This is a genomic window from Mixta gaviniae (assembly GCF_002953195.1).
In the GTDB taxonomy this organism is placed as follows: domain Bacteria; phylum Pseudomonadota; class Gammaproteobacteria; order Enterobacterales; family Enterobacteriaceae; genus Mixta; species Mixta gaviniae.
On sequence record NZ_CP026377.1, the window covers coordinates 1,774,835 to 1,793,246 of the forward strand.

General features: G+C 58.8%; 17 protein-coding genes. 15 read left to right on the plus strand and 2 right to left on the minus strand.

Translation table 11 applies throughout. The annotated features are described in order from the left end of the window. Positions 1 to 13: 13 nt before the first annotated feature. The 7 genes from C2E15_RS08240 (at position 14) to flgL (ending at position 7,200) form a co-directional block, all read left to right on the plus strand. Positions 14 to 772 carry a flagellar basal body rod protein FlgF gene (locus C2E15_RS08240; protein WP_104956936.1) on the plus strand — a complete coding sequence of 253 codons (759 nt, stop codon included), beginning with the start codon at positions 14 to 16 and terminating at the stop codon, positions 770 to 772. A gap of 17 nt (positions 773 to 789) precedes the next feature. Then, complete coding sequence (flgG, locus tag C2E15_RS08245) at positions 790 to 1,572, plus strand: flagellar basal-body rod protein FlgG (RefSeq protein WP_104956937.1); 783 nt, start codon at positions 790 to 792, stop codon at positions 1,570 to 1,572. Between the two features lie 82 nt (positions 1,573 to 1,654). Then, complete coding sequence (gene flgH / locus C2E15_RS08250) at positions 1,655 to 2,359, plus strand: flagellar basal body L-ring protein FlgH (RefSeq protein WP_104956938.1); 705 nt, start codon at positions 1,655 to 1,657, stop codon at positions 2,357 to 2,359. A gap of 9 nt (positions 2,360 to 2,368) precedes the next feature. Then, positions 2,369 to 3,478: a flagellar basal body P-ring protein FlgI gene (locus C2E15_RS08255; protein ID WP_104956939.1), complete on the plus strand. Its 1,110-nt coding sequence runs from the start codon at positions 2,369 to 2,371 to the stop codon at positions 3,476 to 3,478. Beyond that, the gene (flgJ, locus tag C2E15_RS08260) at positions 3,478 to 4,446 is read left to right on the plus strand and encodes a flagellar assembly peptidoglycan hydrolase FlgJ (RefSeq protein ID WP_104956940.1); all 969 of its coding nucleotides are present in this window, start codon (positions 3,478 to 3,480) and stop codon (positions 4,444 to 4,446) included. Before C2E15_RS08255 ends, flgJ begins: the two co-directional genes overlap by 1 nt. A gap of 125 nt (positions 4,447 to 4,571) precedes the next feature. After that, positions 4,572 to 6,209, plus strand: coding sequence for a flagellar hook-associated protein FlgK (gene flgK / locus C2E15_RS08265; protein WP_104956941.1), 1,638 nt, complete (start codon positions 4,572 to 4,574; stop codon positions 6,207 to 6,209). 25 nt (positions 6,210 to 6,234) lie between these two features. After that, positions 6,235 to 7,200 (plus strand): flagellar hook-associated protein FlgL, encoded by a 966-nt coding sequence (gene flgL, locus C2E15_RS08270; protein WP_104956942.1) that lies wholly within the window; start codon positions 6,235 to 6,237, stop codon positions 7,198 to 7,200. A 618-nt stretch (positions 7,201 to 7,818) separates the two neighbouring features. Here the strand turns inward: flgL and rne are convergent. After that, positions 7,819 to 11,244: a ribonuclease E gene (rne, locus tag C2E15_RS08275; protein WP_104956943.1), complete on the minus strand. Its 3,426-nt coding sequence runs from the start codon at positions 11,242 to 11,244 to the stop codon at positions 7,819 to 7,821. 572 nt (positions 11,245 to 11,816) lie between these two features. Here rne and rluC point away from each other — a divergent pair. Further along, on the plus strand, positions 11,817 to 12,770 hold the full coding sequence (gene rluC / locus C2E15_RS08280; protein WP_104956944.1) for a 23S rRNA pseudouridine(955/2504/2580) synthase RluC: 954 nt from the start codon (positions 11,817 to 11,819) through the stop codon (positions 12,768 to 12,770). 89 nt (positions 12,771 to 12,859) lie between these two features. Here rluC and C2E15_RS08285 read toward each other — a convergent pair whose 3' ends face one another. Then, the gene (locus tag C2E15_RS08285) at positions 12,860 to 13,447 is read right to left on the minus strand and encodes a Maf family protein (RefSeq protein ID WP_104956945.1); all 588 of its coding nucleotides are present in this window, start codon (positions 13,445 to 13,447) and stop codon (positions 12,860 to 12,862) included. A gap of 142 nt (positions 13,448 to 13,589) precedes the next feature. On the opposite strand from C2E15_RS08285, the gene yceD reads away from it, so the two are divergent. The 7 genes from yceD (at position 13,590) to acpP (ending at position 18,401) form a co-directional block, all read left to right on the plus strand. Beyond that, a complete protein-coding gene (gene yceD / locus C2E15_RS08290) occupies positions 13,590 to 14,111 on the plus strand; it encodes a 23S rRNA accumulation protein YceD (protein ID WP_104956946.1) in 522 nt (173 codons plus the stop codon). Positions 14,112 to 14,125: 14 nt separating this feature from the next. Further along, on the plus strand, positions 14,126 to 14,296 hold the full coding sequence (gene rpmF, locus C2E15_RS08295) for a 50S ribosomal protein L32 (protein ID WP_038626789.1): 171 nt from the start codon (positions 14,126 to 14,128) through the stop codon (positions 14,294 to 14,296). A gap of 26 nt (positions 14,297 to 14,322) precedes the next feature. Beyond that, a complete protein-coding gene (plsX, locus tag C2E15_RS08300) occupies positions 14,323 to 15,357 on the plus strand; it encodes a phosphate acyltransferase PlsX (RefSeq protein ID WP_104956947.1) in 1,035 nt (344 codons plus the stop codon). Positions 15,358 to 15,363: 6 nt separating this feature from the next. Beyond that, positions 15,364 to 16,317 carry a beta-ketoacyl-ACP synthase III gene (locus tag C2E15_RS08305; RefSeq protein ID WP_104956948.1) on the plus strand — a complete coding sequence of 318 codons (954 nt, stop codon included), beginning with the start codon at positions 15,364 to 15,366 and terminating at the stop codon, positions 16,315 to 16,317. Positions 16,318 to 16,332: 15 nt separating this feature from the next. Beyond that, positions 16,333 to 17,262 (plus strand): ACP S-malonyltransferase, encoded by a 930-nt coding sequence (gene fabD, locus C2E15_RS08310; protein WP_104956949.1) that lies wholly within the window; start codon positions 16,333 to 16,335, stop codon positions 17,260 to 17,262. Positions 17,263 to 17,275: 13 nt separating this feature from the next. Continuing rightward, entirely contained in the window at positions 17,276 to 18,010 is a 735-nt protein-coding gene (gene fabG, locus C2E15_RS08315; RefSeq protein ID WP_104956950.1) for a 3-oxoacyl-ACP reductase FabG, read from the plus strand. 154 nt (positions 18,011 to 18,164) lie between these two features. Continuing rightward, entirely contained in the window at positions 18,165 to 18,401 is a 237-nt protein-coding gene (acpP, locus tag C2E15_RS08320) for an acyl carrier protein (RefSeq protein WP_038626777.1), read from the plus strand. The last annotated feature ends 11 nt before the right edge of the window (positions 18,402 to 18,412 follow it).

The window sequence follows — 18,412 nt, forward strand, 5'->3', positions numbered from 1 at the left end:
ACAGGATTGCGCTATGGATCACGCGATTTATACCGCCATGGGCGCGGCGAGCCAGACGCTCAATATGCAGGCGGTGACGGCCAACAACCTGGCCAACGCCTCCACCCCAGGCTTTCGCGCGCAGCTCAATGCGCTGCGCGCGGTGCCGGTAGAAGGGTTATCGCTGCCGACGCGTACGCTGGTCACAGCCTCTACGCCAGGCTCCGATATGTCGTCGGGCGCGCTCGACTACACCCAGCGTTCGCTGGATGTGGCGGTGCAGCAGGACGGTTGGCTGGCGGTACAGGCGCCGGACGGCACTGAGGCTTACACCCGCAACGGCAACATGCAGGTCAGCCCTACCGGGCAGCTTACCATTCAGGGCAACCCGGTAATGGGCGACGGTGGTCCGATTGCGGTGCCGCAGGGCGCAGAGATCACTATCGCCTCCGACGGTACGCTGACCGCGCTGAACCCGGGCGACGCCCCGAACGCAACGGTACAGCTGGGACGTCTGAAACTGGTGAAGGCGACGGGCCAGGAAGTGACGCGCGGCGACGACGGCATGTTCCGTCTGACCGCGGCGGCGCAGGCTCAGCGCGGCGCGGTGCTGCAGAATGACCCGACGGTGCATGTGATGCCCGGGGTGCTGGAAGGCAGCAACGTTAAGCCGGTTGCGACGATGGTCGACATGATCGCCAACGCCCGCCGCTTCGAGATGCAGATGAAAGTCATCTCCAGCGTCGATGAAAACGAACAACGCGCCAATCAGCTGCTCAATATGAGCAGCTAAGGCGAAAGGAAAACAGCATGATTAGCTCCTTATGGATCGCCAAAACCGGTCTTGACGCCCAGCAAACTAATATGGACGTCATCGCCAACAACCTGGCCAACGTCAGCACCAACGGCTTTAAGCGTTCGCGCGCGGTATTTGAAGATCTGATGTACCAGACCATGCGTCAGCCCGGCGCTCAGTCCTCTGAGCAGACCACGCTGCCATCTGGCCTGCAGATCGGTACCGGCGTACGTCCGGTGGCGACCGAGCGCCTGCACACCCAGGGCAACCTGTCGAAAACCGACAACTCGAAAGATGTGGCGGTTAACGGTCAGGGCTTTTTCCAGGTGCAGATGCCGGATGGCACCCTGGCCTACACCCGTGACGGCTCGTTCCAGGTTGATCAGAACGGTCAGCTGGTGACCAACGCCGGCTTCCCGGTTCAGCCCGGCATCACCATTCCGGCCAACTCCCTGAATATCTCTATCGGGCGTGACGGCGTGGTAAGCGTGACCCAGCAGGGTCAGGCGCAGCCGGTGCAGGTCGGTCAGCTGACGCTGAGTACCTTTATCAACGATACCGGCCTCGAGAGCGTGGGCGAGAACCTCTACAAAGAGACGCAGGCTTCCGGCGCACCGACTGACAGCACCCCGGGCCTGAACGGCGCCGGTCTGCTTTATCAGGGCTACGTGGAAACCTCTAACGTCAATGTGGCGGAAGAGCTGGTGAGCATGATCCAGACGCAGCGCGCTTATGAGATCAACAGTAAGGCTATTACCACCTCCGATCAGATGCTGCAAAAACTGACGCAGGTGTAACGGCAGTAAGCGCGCGTTAGCGCGAACCGGCGGGGCGCAGGCCCCGCCGATCCAGAGTGAAATAATGAAAGGTATACAGGTCATGGCGAAGCAATACGCATTCAAGCCTGGACATTTGGTCATCGCCACGCTGCTGGTGACCCTTAACGGTTGCGCCTTAGTTCCCCGTAAAGCGCTGGTCGATGGCCCGACGACGGCTCAGCCGATGCCAGCCATGCCGCCCGTGGTAAACGGATCCATTTTCCAGGGGGTGATGCCGATGAACTACGGTTATCAGCCTCTGTTCGAGGATCGTCGTCCGCGCAATATCGGCGACACCCTTACTATCGTGCTGCAAGAAAACGTCAGCGCCAGTAAGAGTTCCTCTGCCAACGCCAGCCGCGACGGCAGCGCCAGCCTCGGTCTGACCGCGGTACCGCGCGCGCTGGAAGGCCTGCTGGGCGGCGATAAGACCTCGCTGAGCGGCGAAGGCAAAAACGATTTCGCCGGTAAAGGCGGCGCCTCCGCCAATAATACCTTCACCGGTACGATTACGGTTACCGTCAATCAGGTGCTGCCGAACGGCAACCTGAACGTGGTCGGTGAGAAACAGATCGAGATTAACCAGGGCACCGAATTTATTCGCTTCTCTGGCGTGGTCAACCCGCGCACCATCAGCGGTAACAATACCGTGGTGTCAACGCAGGTAGCCGACGCCCGTATCGAATATGTCGGCAACGGCTACATCAACGAAGCGCAGAATATGGGCTGGCTGCAGCGCTTCTTCCTGAACATCTCACCGATGTAAGAGGCTTTTATGTCACAGTTACGCATTATTCGTATCGCGCTTTCGCTGCTGCTGTTGGCCGTCAGCGTTAACGCCAGCGCCGATCGCATTCGCGATCTCGCCACTATCCAGGGCGTCCGGGATAACCAGCTGATCGGTTACGGCCTGGTGGTCGGGCTTGACGGCACCGGCGACCAGACGGCGCAGACGCCGTTTACCACCCAGTCGCTGAACAACATGCTGTCACAGCTTGGCATCACGGTGCCAAGCGGCACCAACATGCAGCTGAAAAACGTGGCGGCGGTGATGGTGACCTCCAGCCTGCCGGCGTTTGGCCGTCAGGGCCAGCAGATCGACGTGGTCGTCTCCTCGCTGGGTAACGCCAAAAGCCTGCGCGGCGGTACGCTGCTGATGACGCCACTGAAGGGCGTCGACAACCAGGTTTACGCGCTGGCGCAGGGCAACATCCTGGTCGGCGGCGCGGGCGCCTCGGCGGGCGGCTCCAGCGTGCAGGTCAACCAGCTGAACGGCGGCCGCATCACCGGCGGCGCCACGATCGAACGCGAAATCCAGAGCAACTTCGGCACCCAGGGCACGCTTAACCTGCAGCTGAACGACGAAGATTTCAGCATGGCGCAGCGCATCAGCGACGCCATTAACAGCCGCGGCTACGGCGTGGCGCAGGCGCTGGACGCCCGCACCGTGCAGGTACGCGTGCCGACGAACAACAGTTCTCAGGTACGTCTGCTGGCCGATATCCAGGATCTGGATGTGTCGGTGCCGATTCAGGACGCCAAAGTGATCATCAACTCACGCACCGGTTCGGTGGTGATGAACCGCGAAGTGGCGCTTAGCTCCTGTGCGGTCGCGCAGGGCAACCTGTCGGTGACGGTTAACCAGCAGCAGAACGTCAGTCAGCCGAATACTCCGCTGGCCGGCGGCCAGACTGTGGTGACGCCGCAAACGCAGATCGATATGCGTCAAGAGGGCGGCGCGCTGCAACGCGTCAACGCCAGCGCCAACCTGAACAGCGTGGTGCGCGCCCTGAATGCGCTCGGCGCGACGCCGATGGACCTGATGTCGATTCTTCAGTCAATGCAGAGCGCAGGCTGCCTGCGCGCCAAACTGGAAATTATCTGATGAATGATACGCAATCTGTAGCGAGCGCGGCGTACGACAGCCAGGCGCTCAATGACCTGAAACGCCAGGCGGGCACCGATCCGAAAGGAAAGGCGCTGCAGGTGGCGAAGCAGGTGGAAGGCATGTTTGTGCAGATGATGTTGAAAAGTATGCGCCAGGCGCTGCCGCAGGATGGCCTGCTCAGCACTGAACAGTCGCGCATGTTCACCTCAATGTATGACCAGCAGATTGCGCAGGAGATGGGCAATAAGGGGCTTGGGCTGGCGGATGTCATCGTTAAGCAGATGATGCCGGCCCAGGCGCCGGACGAAAAGGCGGGCACCGTGCCGATGCCGCTCGATCGTTCGGTCGTGGTCAATACCCTGCTGCCGCGTCAGCTGGAGCAGATGCAGACGCAGATGCTGCAGATGGTGCAACGCGCGGTGCCGAAGCTGCCGCAGCCGACCGAAAGCGCGCCGCTGAGCGGCGACAGCAGCGACTTTATCGCCAAACTGACGCAGCCGGCGCAGCTCGCCAGCCAGCAGACCGGCATTCCGCATCAGCTGATCCTCGCCCAGGCGGCGCTGGAGTCGGGCTGGGGCAAACGTCAGATCCTGACCGAGGACGGCAAGCCGAGCTACAACCTGTTCGGCATCAAGGCTACCGGCAGCTGGCAGGGGAAAACCACAGAAATCACCACCACCGAATATGAGAACGGCGTGGCGAAAAAAGTGAAGGCGGCGTTCCGCGTCTATGACTCTTACGTCGATGCGCTGACCGACTACGCTAACCTGCTGAGCAACAATTCGCGTTACGCCAAAGTGACAACGGCAAAAACGGCGGAAGAGGGCGCGCATGCATTGCAGGAAGCGGGCTACGCCACCGATCCGAAGTACGCCAAAAAGCTGGTGGGCATGATTCAGCAGTTTAAAAATCTGGGCGAGAAGGTCGCCAAAGCCTACGGCAATGATATCGGCGATCTGTTCTGATTTTTCGCTCAAGTTTCACTTAAGCACGCCGATAACCACAACAGGCCAGAGAGCGTCCAGTACGCTCGCGGCACCCGATTCGTTTACTGCCGCCCGGTGCGTTACCGGGGCAAAAAGGAACCGACATGTCCAGCTTGATTAACTCCGCAATGAGCGGACTGAGCGCCGCGCAGGCTGCGCTGAATACCACCAGCAACAACATCAGCAATTACAATGTTGCTGGCTATTCGCGTCAGACTGCGGAGCTGTCATCGCTGCCCAGTACCCTGAGCGGCGGCAGCTATTACGGCAACGGCGTCACTGTCAGCGGCGTTCACCGCGAGTATGACGAGTTCATTACCGGCCAGCTGCGCAGCGCCTCTGCTCAGAACAGCGGCATTGCTTCGCAATATAATCAGATTTCCAATATCGACGATCTGATGTCGACCTCCTCCAACAGCCTGTCGACCACGCTGTCCGATTTCTTCACGACGCTGCAGAACGTGGTAAGCAACGCCGACGATCCCTCCGCGCGTCAGACGCTGATGGGCAAAGCGTCCGGTCTGGTTAACCAGTTTAAAGTAACCGACCAGTATCTGCGCAATATGGACAGCAGCATCAACACCAACGTGACCTCGTCGATCCAGCAGATCAACAGCTACTCCAGCCAGATCGCCAACCTGAACGGTCAGATCGGCAAGCTGCAGGCGGCGGGCGCGGGCGCCGATCCCAACAGCCTGATGGATCAGCGCGATGCGCTGGTCAACAAGCTGAACGACCTGGTGGGGGTTAACGTCTCCAAACAGGACGGCAGCTATATCGTTTCGATGTCGAACGGCCTGGCGCTGGTTAACGGTTCGGATACCAAGCAGCTGGTGGCAATGCCTTCCAGCAGCGATCCGACCCGCACTACCGTCGGCTACGTTGATAAAACCGCCGGCAACGTCGAGATCCCGGAAAACCTGGTCAGCACCGGTTCGCTGGGCGGCCTGCTGAAGTTCCGCAGCGAAGACCTCGACTCGGCGCGCAATAAGCTGAACCAGCTGGCGCTTAACTTCGCCGACGGCTTCAACACCCAGCATAAAGCGGGCTTCGACAGCGAAGGCAACCCCGGTACCGATTTCTTCGCGATCGGCGGCCCTTCGGTGGTCGGCAACAGCAAAAACGGCTCTGCCACGACCCTGACCGCCAGCTGGAGCGATACCAGCAAGGCACAGGCGACCGATTACAAAGTGTCGTGGGACGGCAGCAACTGGAACGTCAAGCGCCTGTCCGATAACACCAACGTCAGCGCGACGCTCGACGCGAACGGCAAGCTTAACTTCGACGGCCTGCAGCTGACGCCGTCAGGCACGCCGGCTGCCAACGACAGCTTTGTGGTGAAGCCGGTCAGCAACGCCATCGTTAATATGGGCGTGGCGATCGGCAACGAGTCGCAGATTGCCGCGGCGTCTGCGGCGGGCGGCGAAAGCGATAACCGCAACGCGCAGAAGCTGCTTGACCTGCAGGGCAAAAACCTGGTGAACGGTAACGCGACGCTGTCGCAGGCCTACGCCAGCCTGGTGAGCGATATCGGCAACAAAACCAATACGCTGAAAACCACCAGCGAGACGCAGACCAACGTGGTGAATCAGCTGACTAACCGCCAACAGTCGGTGTCAGGCGTCAACCTCGATGAAGAGTACGCCAACCTGCAGCGTTATCAGCAGTACTATATGGCGAACGCGCAGGTTCTGCAGACCGCGTCAGCGCTTTTTGACGCGCTGATCAACATCCGTGGCTAATTGAATTAATGAAGGAATAAGCACCATGCGACTCAGTACCAACATGATGTTTGACCAGCAGATGCGCGGCGTGAGTAACGCGCAGTCAAGTTGGCTGAAAGCGGGGGAGCAGCTCTCCACCGGCAAACGGGTGGTCAACCCGTCTGACGATCCGCTGGCGGCCGCGCAGGCGGTGGTGCTTTCTCAGGCGCAGGCGGAAAACAGCCAGTATAAGCTGGCGCGCAACTTCGCCACCCAGAGCGTTTCGCTGGAAGAAAGCACGCTGCAGAACGTTACCCTGGCGGTGCAGAGCGCGCAGACGGCGGTGATTTCCGCAGGCAACGGCGCGCTCTCTGACGATGACCGTGCCTCTTACGCCACGCAGCTTGAGGGGATTCGCTCCCAGCTGTTGAACCTGGCGAACAGCACCGACGGTAACGGCCGCTATATTTTCGCCGGCTACAAGAGCGACAGCGCGCCTTTCACCGCAGACGCGAACGGCAGCATCGTCTATAACGGCGGTAACGACGCCATTACGCAGAAAGTTGACGCCAGCCGCACCATGACCACCAGCCATACCGGGGCACAGGTGTTTATGTCGCTGACCAGCAATGCGGTTAAAGAGCCGAACAATGGCGTCAGCGAAAACAATATTTTTGATACGCTGGATACCGCCATCAACGCCCTGAAGCAGCCGATTCAGAATGGTGACGAGGCGGCCAAAGCGGTGTCGAAAGAGGCGCTGGATAAAACGACGCGCGGTCTGAGCAACTCGCTAAACAATATTCTGGCGGTGCGCTCCGAGCTGGGCACACAGCTGGATGAGCTGGGTAAGCTGGACAGCCTCGGTGATGACCGCAGCACCCTGCAGTCGAGCCGTATGAGTTCGCTGGTGGATGTGGATTACACCAAGGCGATCTCGACCTATACCATGCAGCAGCAGGCGCTACAGGCTTCTTATAAGACATTCAGCGATATGTCCCAGATGTCTCTGTTCCAGATGAATCGTTAATTATCTCCTTTTTGAACGTGCTTAAACCGGGCGCGTTCACTTTTCCCCGTCACCGATGGCTTATCGTCGCTGACGGGTTTTTTTTGCCCTGAAAACGACGATCTCACGTGCGCTTGCGGCGTAACGGTTTGGCGCCCGTCGCGCCACTCAGCCGCCGTAGCCAGTGACTCCGCATGGCCGGCGCGTTATCCGCCGACAACGAACGCCCGCAGCCGCTGATCGCCGCTATCCGTTTATCGCTGCCGTCAGGCTGGGGCGGATCGCCTGTCGCAGTCAGTCTCGCAGCTGGCGCGTCACCTCTCCTGTAAAAACCGCTGGCCGCCGCGCTATTTTCTCCTGAAGCGGGCGCGCCTGAACTACGGCAACCGCATGTGGGCGGCCGCTTTATACAGAACGCGAGCAGCATTCAGTCGATAAGACGGGGCTTTTTCAGGCGAGCAGTTGCAAGCGGCGAGGTGGGCATCTTCAGGCGGGTAGTTGCGAGCGGCGAGGTGGACATCTTTAGTCGGCCGCTTTATGCGACAACGCGAGCGACATTGAAACGGGGAGGCGGGTAGCGGTTACAGGCAATAAAAAACCCCGGCCGGAGCCGGGGTTGATTTTCATCTACGAGCTGTATCAGGGCTTGGTGGCCGGAGCCGTCGCCTGATGTGTGGCGCTGTGGCCGCCTGCGGCGCCTCTGCCTTCAAAGTTGAAGGCCGGGCGCACCCAGTCGCTGTGACGCGGCGCTTCAGGCTGCCATACCGGCGCCGGCGCTTTGGTCATTGGCGCGCTGGCGTGGAACCTGGCGGCCATGACCGACGGCTTGCTTTCGCTGGCGGTCTCAACGGCAGCCGGCTGGCTGACAACGGCGGTAGGCGCTTCATCGCGCGCCGGCACCGGCGCATGCGGTTCGGTCACCGGCAGCGTTTCTTCAGGCTCGATAGCGGGCGCGTTCAGCACCTGCTCAACCTGCGCCACGATCTCTTCGCTGACGTCGGCGGCGCTGCTTTCAGCAACGGTACTGGCCTGCTGCTCATCCGGCGTTACGGACGGCGCGGTCTCTGCAGGCGTAACTTCTTCCTGCGCGGCCCCCTTAACCTCAACCTCGTCTGCCGGTTTCGCCTGCGCAGCGACAGACGCTGCGCGCGCTTCGGCGGCGGCCGGGATCACGGAAGGCTCTTCGTTCACCGGTACCTCGATAGCGGAGGTATCATGCGTGTCGACCGGTGCGATCGGCGCGCTAACCTGCTCAGGCTCGGCGTGCTGTACCGCTTGCTCCGGCTGCTGCTGTTCAGCAACGGCTTCGCTGGCGGCGGCAGGCAGCGCAATGGCGGCAGCGGTCTCTTCGCGGCTGTAGTCCGGCGTCTCATTTACGTTATCGGTCGGCGCGGCGTGGTCGTTAGGGGTCTGTGCAACCGGATAGCGGATCCACACCTTGCCTGACGCCATTTCCGGCGATGCGGCGCCAGAGGCGATCGGCATCGGAGACTGCGTCGGGTAACGCTCGTCGCGGTAACGACGACGACGCTGACCGCTTACGCGCAGATGACGCGGAGAACGGCGTGAACGGCGCGGCATATTGCCATTGTCACGGTTTTCCTGCTCTTCCTGCTCGTCAGCGTGCGCCTGCGGCGGCTGCTGGGCGTCTGGCTGCGCATCGACGGTCGGCTTCGCTTCGTCGGCGGCAGGCTGGATAGCCTCTTCCGTCGCGGTGGCTTCAGCGCTTTCGAAACGCACTTTCTGCGTCAGCTGACGCGGCTTGCGACGCGGCATGACCTGCACGCGCTCTTCCGTTGCGTTCTCTTCATCGCTTTCAACCGGCACGACGGCTTGCTGCTGCTCTTCCTGCTGCGCGGCGGCTTTAGCGGCCTCCTGCTGCTGACGGCGCTCTTCCTGACGGCGGCGCTGACGCTCGGCACGCTGTTCACGGCGCTGCTGCTGCTGCTCTTCACGCTGGGCGCGCGCTTCGTCGCTCAGAACGTTTTGACGTTCGTCGCGCGCTTCGGCGTTCGGCTGCTGGCGTTTGTTGTTACGACGCTGCTCTTCGCGCGGCTCACGGTTTTCACGCGGCTCGCGATTTTCGCGCGGTTCGCGGTTTTCACGCGGTTCGCGGCTTTCGCGCGTCGATGGCTGCGCGGCATCGCCGTTGCGGTCACGGTTACGATCGCGACGGTTATTGTTATTGCCGTTGCGACGGTTGTTATTGTTGCCGTTGCGGCGCTCACGCGGTGGCGTGGCGGTTTCGCTGGCCTGCTGCGCATCGTCTTCCTGCGGCTTTTCAGCGGCGGCGGCCGGCGCGGCAGGGGATTCAGCGGCAAACAGTTTTTTCAGGCCGCCAAACAGACGTCCGATAAAACCGGTTTGCGCAGCGGGTTCGGCAGCGGGCGCTTTGGCGGCGGCCGGTGCTGGCGCTTCGCTCTCGATAACCGGCGCTTCCTGCGGGGCAGGCGGCGCGTCCGGCATTACAAAGGCGGCCAGGGCCGGCTGCTCCGGACGACGGCGTTCGGCATGCTCATCTTCTGACGGCAGTGCCATTTCCGCTTCGTGCAGCTTCGGCAGATGGTAGCTCAGGGTCTGTGTCTCTTCACCGCTGCGCACGCGCAGCACGGAGTAGTGCGGCGTTTCCATCTGATCGTTCGGTACGATAATCGCTTTCACGCCGCCCTGACGTTTTTCAATGGCGCTGACAGCGTCACGTTTTTCGTTGAGCAGGTAGGATGCGATCGGCACCGGAACGATAGCGTGAACTTCTTTGGTGTTCTCTTTCAGCGCTTCTTCTTCAATCAGACGCAGAATAGAGAGCGACAGCGATTCGTTGTCGCGAATGGTGCCGGTGCCGCTACAGCGCGGACAGACATGATGGCTTGACTCGCCGAGCGACGGGCTGAGGCGCTGACGCGACATCTCCAGCAGGCCGAAACGAGAAATATGGCTAATCTGAATACGCGCGCGATCCTGACGCACCGCTTCGCGCAGACGGTTTTCTACCGCGCGCTGATGGCGCACCGGCGTCATATCGATAAAGTCGATAACGATCAGGCCGCCCAGGTCGCGCAGGCGCAGCTGACGTGCAATCTCGTCGGCCGCTTCGAGGTTAGTGTTAAACGCGGTCTCTTCGATATCGCCGCCGCGCGTCGCGCGCGCTGAGTTGATATCGATGGCAGTTAACGCCTCGGTGCTGTCGATGACAATCGAGCCGCCGGAAGGCAGACGCACTTCGCGCTGGAAAGCGGATTCGATTTGCGATTCGATCTGATAGTGGCTGAACAGCGGGATTTCACCGGTGTAGAGCTTAATTTTGCTGCTGAAATCGGGACGGCCGAGCGCGGCGATATGCTGACGCGCCAGCTCCAGCACTTTCGGGTTATCGATCAGGATTTCGCCGATGTCGGGACGCAGATAGTCGCGGAAGGCGCGCACGATCACGTTACTTTCCTGATGGATCAGGAACGGCGCCGGGCGATTTTCCGCCGCTTTTTTGATCGCTTCCCAGTGCTTCAGGCGGAAGCTAAGATCCCACTGCAGCGCGTCGGCGGATTTGCCGACGCCGGCGGTGCGCACGATTAACCCCATGCCGTCCGGCAGTTCCAGAGACGAGAGCGCCTCTTTCAGCTCGGTGCGGTCGTCGCCTTCAATACGGCGAGAGATGCCGCCCGCGCGCGGGTTGTTCGGCATCAATACCAGATAGCTGCCGGCCAGGCTGATAAAGGTCGTCAGCGCTGCGCCTTTATTGCCGCGCTCTTCTTTATCAATCTGAACAATGACTTCCTGGCCTTCGCGCAACACATCTTTAATGTTGGGGCGACCATGGGCGTTATAGCTGGCGGGGAAATACTCGCGGGAAATTTCTTTAAGCGGTAGGAAACCGTGTCGTTCAGCGCCGTAATCAACAAAAGCCGCTTCCAGACTGGGCTCAATGCGGGTGATCTTTCCTTTATAGATGTTGGCCTTTTTCTGTTCGTGTCCAGGGCTTTCGATATCCAGATCGTACAGACGTTGTCCATCTACAAGGGCAACACGCAACTCCTCCTGTTGAGTTGCGTTGATTAACATTCTTTTCATCGTAACGTACTCGTTATTCTTACGTGAGTGACTAAGCTGCGGGCTAAGTAACACTGGACGAAGAATAACCGACGGCCCCGTGTCTTATCGCGTCAGCGTCAACCTCACGGTTGTCGGTCGCTCAAGGGGCGCAAAAATCTCGGCAGCCTGTTTTTATAAGGAAAAACAGCGCTCGGATGAGGGAACCGCCACTGAATTTACCAGAGAGAGTCAATCCCGTCTTATCGTCCAGGCTGCAACCCGCAGCCCGCTAAATGCCTGATTTCACAATACGTCTTACGCCATTGCTGCGTGTATGTGCTATCCGGCAAAATTTCTTAATTCGCTATTTATGGTTTCCTGGCGGTAGGCAGCCAGAAGACCGAGCCATTATTCCATTGCTAACCTTGTTATAGCAAGGTGACTTTTCATTACTGATAAACTTTCTTGCAGCATTACGCATTCATTTTGCAGGCTTTTTCACCACCTCCCTGAGAAAGCGGGGAACAGGCCGCAAAATTGGCGGTACGCTGTCAGTTAAGCACAGAAAAAGAAGTGGCGCTATTATCCGCCACTCATTAGAATCGCCGACCATGAATATGAACACGCCATCAGTACGAATCGTCGCCATCTCCGAAGAAGAAGCGGGGCAGCGCATCGATAATTTTCTCCGCACGCAGCTTAAAGGCGTGCCGAAAAGCATGATTTATCGCATTTTGCGTAAAGGCGAAGTGCGGGTGAACAAAAAACGCATCAAGCCCGAGTATAAGCTGGCCGCCGGAGACGAAGTCCGCATCCCGCCGGTGCGCGTGGCCGAGCGCGAAGAGGCGGCGATTTCGCCGAAGCTCGATCGCGTCGCCAGCCTCGCCGGCGCCATCCTTTATGAGGATGACTATATCCTGGTGCTGAATAAACCCTCCGGTACCGCAGTACACGGCGGCAGCGGATTAAGCTTCGGCGTAATCGAAGGGCTGCGGGCGCTGCGCCCCGAGGCGCGCTTTCTTGAGCTGGTGCATCGTCTTGATCGCGATACTTCGGGCATTCTGCTGGTGGCGAAGAAGCGCTCCGCGCTGCGTTCGCTGCATGAGCAGCTGCGCGAAAAAGGGATGCAGAAAGATTACCTGGCGCTGGTACGCGGGCAGTGGCCTTCTCATCTGAAAGTGGTGCAGGCGCCGCTGCTGAAAAATATTCTGCAGAGCGGCGAGCGTGTGGTGCGCGTCAGCAGCGAAGGCAAACCGTCGGAAACGCGCTTTAAGGTAGAGGAGCGCTACGCGCATGCCACGCTGGTGAAAGCGAGCCCGGTGACCGGCCGCACCCATCAGATTCGCGTGCATACGCTGCATGCAGGCCATCCTATTGCCTTTGACGATCGCTACGGCGAGCGGGAATTCGATAAGCAGCTTGCCTCCACCGGGCTGCGTCGCCTGTTCCTGCATGCGGCGGCGCTCTCGTTCACCCATCCGCACAGCGGCGATCGTATGCGCATGGAGGCGCCGCTGGACGATGAGCTGAAGCAGTGCCTGGCGGCGCTGCGTAAACAGCAGTAGCGCGTTAACGCCCTGCGGGGCCGCATTAATCGTCTCGTCAGCGTGATTTCGCGGCGGGCAGGGCACAGCGTCCTGCCCGCCGCGCGCGTTTATTGCGCCGTTAAAGGATCGATCCCCACCTCGCGCAGCAGCGCGCACAGCGCAATCAACGGCAGCCCTACCAGCGTATTTGGATCACGTCCCTCCAGCCGTTCAAAAAGCGTAATGCCTAACCCCTCGCTTTTAAAACTGCCGGCGCACTGTAGCGGCTGTTCACGGCTGACATAGGCGTCAATTTCCGCCTCGCTTAAAGGCCGAAAATGCACCTTAAACGGCTCGACCAGCGACAGGGTGCGGTTGTATGCAGCGCAATGGAGCGCAAGGCCAGTATAAAATGTGATGGCGTTACCGCTGGCGGCGCGTAGCTGAGCGCGCGCATTGTCTTCAGTATGGGGTTTACCGGTGATGTTTCCCGCCAGCACGCAGACCTGATCGGAGCCGATAATCCAGCGATCGGGATAACGCGCTGCCAGCGCCTGCGCTTTTGCCCGCGCCAGCCTTTCTACCAGCTGCGGCGCCGTTTCGCCCGTCAGCGGTGTCTCATCCACCTCCGGTGCGGCGGTAATAAAAGAGAGGCCAAGTTTATTCAGCAGGGCCTGACGAAAAGGCGAGGTTGAAGCTAAAATAAGCTGAGTCATAAATTTTTAGTTAACATATAGCGAATCGGATGCAGACATTTTAAACTGTGCATCGCACTGGATGCGAATATCAGGTGAAAGATGCTGTTAAACGGCCTTTTTCTTTGACTCTCTGTCGTTACAAAGATAATATGCGCGCCCTATGCAAAAGGTAAAATTACCCCTGACACTTGATCCGGTTCGCGCCGCTCAAAAACGCCTTGATTATGAGGGTGTGTATGCACCTGAACAGGTAGAGCGCGTGGCTGATTCTGTTGTCAGTGTGGACAGTGATGTGCAATGCGTTATGTCGTTTGCCGTTGATAACCAGCGTTTAGCCGTTTTGAAAGGAACGGCGGACGTTAGCGTCACGCTGAGCTGCCAGCGCTGCAACAAACCATTTGCACATCAGGTTCACGTAACGTATTGCTTCAGCCCTGTTGCAGATGATGCGCAGGCAGAAGCGCTGCCGGAAGCCTACGAGCCGATCGATGTCAACGATTTCGGTGAAATCGATCTGCTGGCGTTGGTCGAGGATGAAATTATTCTCGCCCTGCCTGTAGTTCCGGTGCATGATTCTGAACACTGTGAAGTGTCCGACGCGGACATGGTCTTTGGCAAACTGCCTGAAGAGGCGGAGAAACCAAACCCATTCGCCGTATTAGCCAGTTTAAAGCGTAAGTAATAGGAGTAAGGTCCATGGCCGTACAACAGAATAAACCAACCCGTTCCAAGCGTGGCATGCGTCGTTCTCACGATGCGCTGACCACTTCCACTCTGTCCGTAGATAAAGTTTCTGGCGAAACGCATCTGCGTCACCACATCACTGCGGATGGCTACTACCGCGGTCGCAAGGTCATCGTTAAGTAATTCTTGCGGCAACGCAAGGCGATACTTTGACACGTTTGACCCTGGCCATTGATGCTATGGGCGGGGACTTCGGTCCCTGCGTGACAGTGCCTGCAGCTTTGCAGGCACTGGCCTCACATTCGCAACTACAGCTTCTTCTGATCGGCGATCCCGCCGCTATCACGCCATTACTTGCTAAAGCTGATTCCGCTGTAAAGGGGCGTCTGCAGGTTATCCCTGCCGAATCGGTTATCGCCAGTGATGCCAAACCTTCTCAGGCTATTCGCCACAGTCGCGGTAGCTCAATGCGCATCGCGCTGGAGTTGGTGAAAGAGGGCAGAGCGCAGGCTTGCGTCAGCGCCGGTAATACCGGTGCGCTGATGGGCCTGGCAAAGCTTTTATTAAAACCGCTGGACGGCATTGAACGCCCGGCGTTAATGACCGTGCTGCCGCATCAGCAGCACGGCAATACTGTGGTGCTGGATTTAGGCGCCAACGTAGAATCTGACAGCGCCATGCTGGTGCAGTTTGCCATTATGGGCGCGGTGATGGCCGAAGAGGTGCTGGCCATCGAACGGCCGCGCGTGGCGTTGCTGAATATCGGCCAGGAAGAGACCAAAGGGCTGAATTCCATTCGCGAGGCTGCGGAACAGCTCAGGGCGTCGCCGCAAATCAACTATATTGGCTACCTTGAAGGCAACGATCTGCTGACCGGTAAGACTGATGTGCTGGTTTGCGACGGTTTCGTGGGCAATGTCACGCTGAAAACCCTGGAAGGCGTGGTAAGGATGTTTCTTTCGCTGTTGAAATCTTCCGGCGAAGGGAAAAAAGGGGCGTGGTGGATGACCCTGCTGGGACGCTGGATCAAAAAACGTCTGGCGAAGCGGTTCGGCCACCTCAACCCCGACCAGTATAATGGCGCCTGTCTGTTAGGATTGCGCGGCACGGTGATCAAGAGTCACGGCGCGGCGAATCAACGCGCGTTTGCCGCAGCGATTGAACAGGCAGAGCAGGCGGTGCGGCGGCAAGTCCCGGAGCGGATTGCTGCGCGCCTTGAGGCTGTATTAGCCAGGAGTGATTGAGCGGACATGTATACCAAAATTATCGGTACGGGCAGCTATCTGCCCGCTCAGGTGCGGACTAACGCCGATCTGGAAAAAATGGTTGAAACTTCGGACGAGTGGATTGTCACCCGTACCGGCATTCGCGAGCGGCGTATCGCCGCACCGGATGAGACCGTTGCGACAATGGGCTTTGAGGCCGCCGGGCGCGCGCTGGAGATGGCGGGCGTAGATAAAAACGATATCGGGCTGATCATTGTCGCCACGACGTCAGGCAGCCACGCGTTCCCCAGCTCAGCCTGTATGATCCAGAACATGCTGGAAATCAAAGACTGCGCCGCGTTTGACCTTGCGGCCGCCTGCGCAGGCTTTACCTATGGCCTGAGCGTCGCCGATCAATACATCAAAAATGGCGCGGTGAAACATGCGCTGGTGATCGGCGCCGACGTGCTGGCGCGCACGCTCGATCCGAGCGATCGCGGCACCATCATTCTTTTTGGCGACGGCGCCGGCGCCGTCGTGCTTTCCGCCAGCGAAGAGCCTGGCATTATCTCTACCCATCTGCACGCGGATGGCCGTTATGGCCAGCTGCTGACGCTGCCTTATCAAAACCGCGCGACTCAGGATCAGCCTGCTTACCTCACCATGTCCGGCAACGAAGTGTTTAAAGTCGCGGTGACGGAGCTGGCGCACATCGTCGATGAGACGCTGGAAGCCAATAATCTCGATCGTGCGCAGATCGACTGGCTGGTGCCGCATCAGGCTAACCTGCGCATTATCACCGCCACGGCGAAAAAGCTCGGCATGGGCATGGAGAAGGTGGTAGTGACGCTCGATCGTCACGGCAATACCTCTGCAGCCTCGGTGCCGGCGGCGCTGGATGAAGCGGTGCGCGATGGCCGTATTCAGCGGGGCCAGCTGGTGCTGCTGGAGGCATTTGGTGGCGGCTTCACCTGGGGCTCAGCGCTGGTTCGTTTTTAACCGAAGGAACAGAAGATGACGCAATTTGCCATGGTTTTTCCGGGACAGGGTTCCCAAACCGTTGGGATGCTGGCCGAGCTGGCTGCGGACAACCCGATTATCGAAGCGACCTTTAAACAGGCTTCCGACGCGCTGGGCTATGACCTGTGGCAGCTGACACAGCAGGGTCCGGCGGAAGAGTTGAATAAGACCTGGCAGACGCAGCCTGCGCTGCTGGCCGCCTCGGTCGCTATCTGGCGTTTGTGGCAGGAAAAGGGCGGCAAGACGCCGACCATGTTGGCTGGCCACAGCCTGGGCGAATACTCTGCGCTGGTGTGCGCAGGCGTCATTGATTTCGCCGATGCGATCAAGCTGGTCGAGCTGCGCGGCAAACTGATGCAGGAAGCGGTGCCGGCTGGCACCGGTGCCATGCAGGCGATTATCGGTCTTGACGATGCCGCCATTCAGCAGGCGTGCGAAGATGCGGCGCAGGGCCAGGTAGTCTCGCCGGTCAACTTCAACTCGCCGGGCCAGGTGGTTATCGCCGGCCATAAAGAGGCAGTCGAGCGCGCGGGCGCGGCCTGTAAAGCGGCGGGCGCGAAACGTGCGCTGCCGTTGCCGGTCAGCGTGCCTTCTCACTGCGCGCTGATGAAACCGGCGGCGGAAAAACTGGCGGTCGCGCTGGAAAATATCACTTTTAATGCGCCAACCTTACCGGTCGTCAACAATGTTGATGTAAAATGCGAAACCTCGCCGGAGGCGATTCGCAGCGCGCTGGTGCGTCAGCTCTACAGCCCCGTTCGCTGGACTGAGAGCGTAGAATTTATGGCGGCGCAGGGCGTTACCGCGCTGCTGGAAGTTGGTCCGGGCAAGGTCCTTACCGGTCTGACGAAACGTATTGTCGACACACTGACGGCTTCGGCGGTGAATGATTCCGCCAGCCTGGCAGCGGCGCTTGAACAATAATACGAGGATAAACATGAGCTTCGAAGGAAAAATTGCCCTGGTGACCGGTGCCAGTCGTGGCATCGGGCGTGCTATCGCGGAAACGCTGGCAGCACGCGGTGCGAAAGTGATTGGCACAGCCACCAGCCAGAGCGGCGCAGAGGCTATCAGCGCTTATCTGGGCGATCACGGTAAAGGTTTACTGCTGAACGTTACCGATCCGGCGTCAATTGAAAGCGTACTTGAAAATATTCGCGCCGAATTTGGCGAGGTGGATATTTTAGTCAATAATGCTGGCATTACGCGTGATAATCTCCTGATGCGCATGAAGGATGATGAGTGGGAGTCGATTCTGGACACCAACCTCACCTCCGTTTTCCGCCTTTCCAAGGCGGTTATGCGCGCCATGATGAAAAAGCGCGTGGGTCGTATCATTACCATCGGTTCCGTTGTGGGCACGATGGGTAATGCGGGCCAGGCAAACTACGCGGCAGCAAAAGCGGGTTTGATCGGCTTTAGCAAATCACTGGCGCGTGAAGTCGCGTCACGTGGTATTACCGTTAACGTCGTGGCTCCCGGTTTCATTGAAACCGACATGACGCGCGCGTTGAGCGACGATCAACGCGCTGGCATTCTGGCGGAAGTCCCTGCAGGTCGCCTTGGCGACGCGCAGGAAATCGCCAATGCCGTTGCATTTTTAGCCTCTGACGAGGCAGCGTACATCACTGGTGAGACGCTGCATGTCAATGGCGGAATGTATATGGTCTGATAATTGCGAAAACTATTTGCGTTAATTGCGGCAATAGCCGCAAAATAGCGTCAAATCGTGGTTGGACCAGCCGGGATTGAGTTGCATCTTTTCCAACTTTTTATACACTACGAAAACCATCGCGAAAGCGAGTTTTGATAGGAAATTTAATAGTATGAGCACTATCGAAGAACGCGTTAAGAAAATCATCTCCGAGCAGCTTGGCGTTAAGCAGGAAGAAGTCACCAACGAAAAATCTTTCGTTGAAGATCTTGGCGCTGATTCTCTTGATACCGTTGAGCTGGTAATGGCTCTGGAAGAAGAGTTTGATACTGAGATTCCGGACGAAGAAGCTGAGAAGATCACTACTGTTCAGGCTGCTATTGATTACATCAATAACCATCAGGCCTAATGAACTACCAT

Coding starts and splice junctions, on each gene's coding strand:
- C2E15_RS08240 (WP_104956936.1), top strand. CDS start 14: ATGGATCACGCGATTTATACCGCCATGGGCGCGGCGAGCCAGACGCTC.
- flgG (WP_104956937.1), top strand. CDS start 790: ATGATTAGCTCCTTATGGATCGCCAAAACCGGTCTTGACGCCCAGCAA.
- flgH (WP_104956938.1), top strand. CDS start 1,655: ATGGCGAAGCAATACGCATTCAAGCCTGGACATTTGGTCATCGCCACG.
- C2E15_RS08255 (WP_104956939.1), top strand. CDS start 2,369: ATGTCACAGTTACGCATTATTCGTATCGCGCTTTCGCTGCTGCTGTTG.
- flgJ (WP_104956940.1), top strand. CDS start 3,478: ATGAATGATACGCAATCTGTAGCGAGCGCGGCGTACGACAGCCAGGCG.
- flgK (WP_104956941.1), top strand. CDS start 4,572: ATGTCCAGCTTGATTAACTCCGCAATGAGCGGACTGAGCGCCGCGCAG.
- flgL (WP_104956942.1), top strand. CDS start 6,235: ATGCGACTCAGTACCAACATGATGTTTGACCAGCAGATGCGCGGCGTG.
- rne (WP_104956943.1), bottom strand. CDS start 11,244: ATGAAAAGAATGTTAATCAACGCAACTCAACAGGAGGAGTTGCGTGTT.
- rluC (WP_104956944.1), top strand. CDS start 11,817: ATGAATATGAACACGCCATCAGTACGAATCGTCGCCATCTCCGAAGAA.
- C2E15_RS08285 (WP_104956945.1), bottom strand. CDS start 13,447: ATGACTCAGCTTATTTTAGCTTCAACCTCGCCTTTTCGTCAGGCCCTG.
- yceD (WP_104956946.1), top strand. CDS start 13,590: ATGCAAAAGGTAAAATTACCCCTGACACTTGATCCGGTTCGCGCCGCT.
- rpmF (WP_038626789.1), top strand. CDS start 14,126: ATGGCCGTACAACAGAATAAACCAACCCGTTCCAAGCGTGGCATGCGT.
- C2E15_RS08305 (WP_104956948.1), top strand. CDS start 15,364: ATGTATACCAAAATTATCGGTACGGGCAGCTATCTGCCCGCTCAGGTG.
- fabD (WP_104956949.1), top strand. CDS start 16,333: ATGACGCAATTTGCCATGGTTTTTCCGGGACAGGGTTCCCAAACCGTT.
- fabG (WP_104956950.1), top strand. CDS start 17,276: ATGAGCTTCGAAGGAAAAATTGCCCTGGTGACCGGTGCCAGTCGTGGC.
- acpP (WP_038626777.1), top strand. CDS start 18,165: ATGAGCACTATCGAAGAACGCGTTAAGAAAATCATCTCCGAGCAGCTT.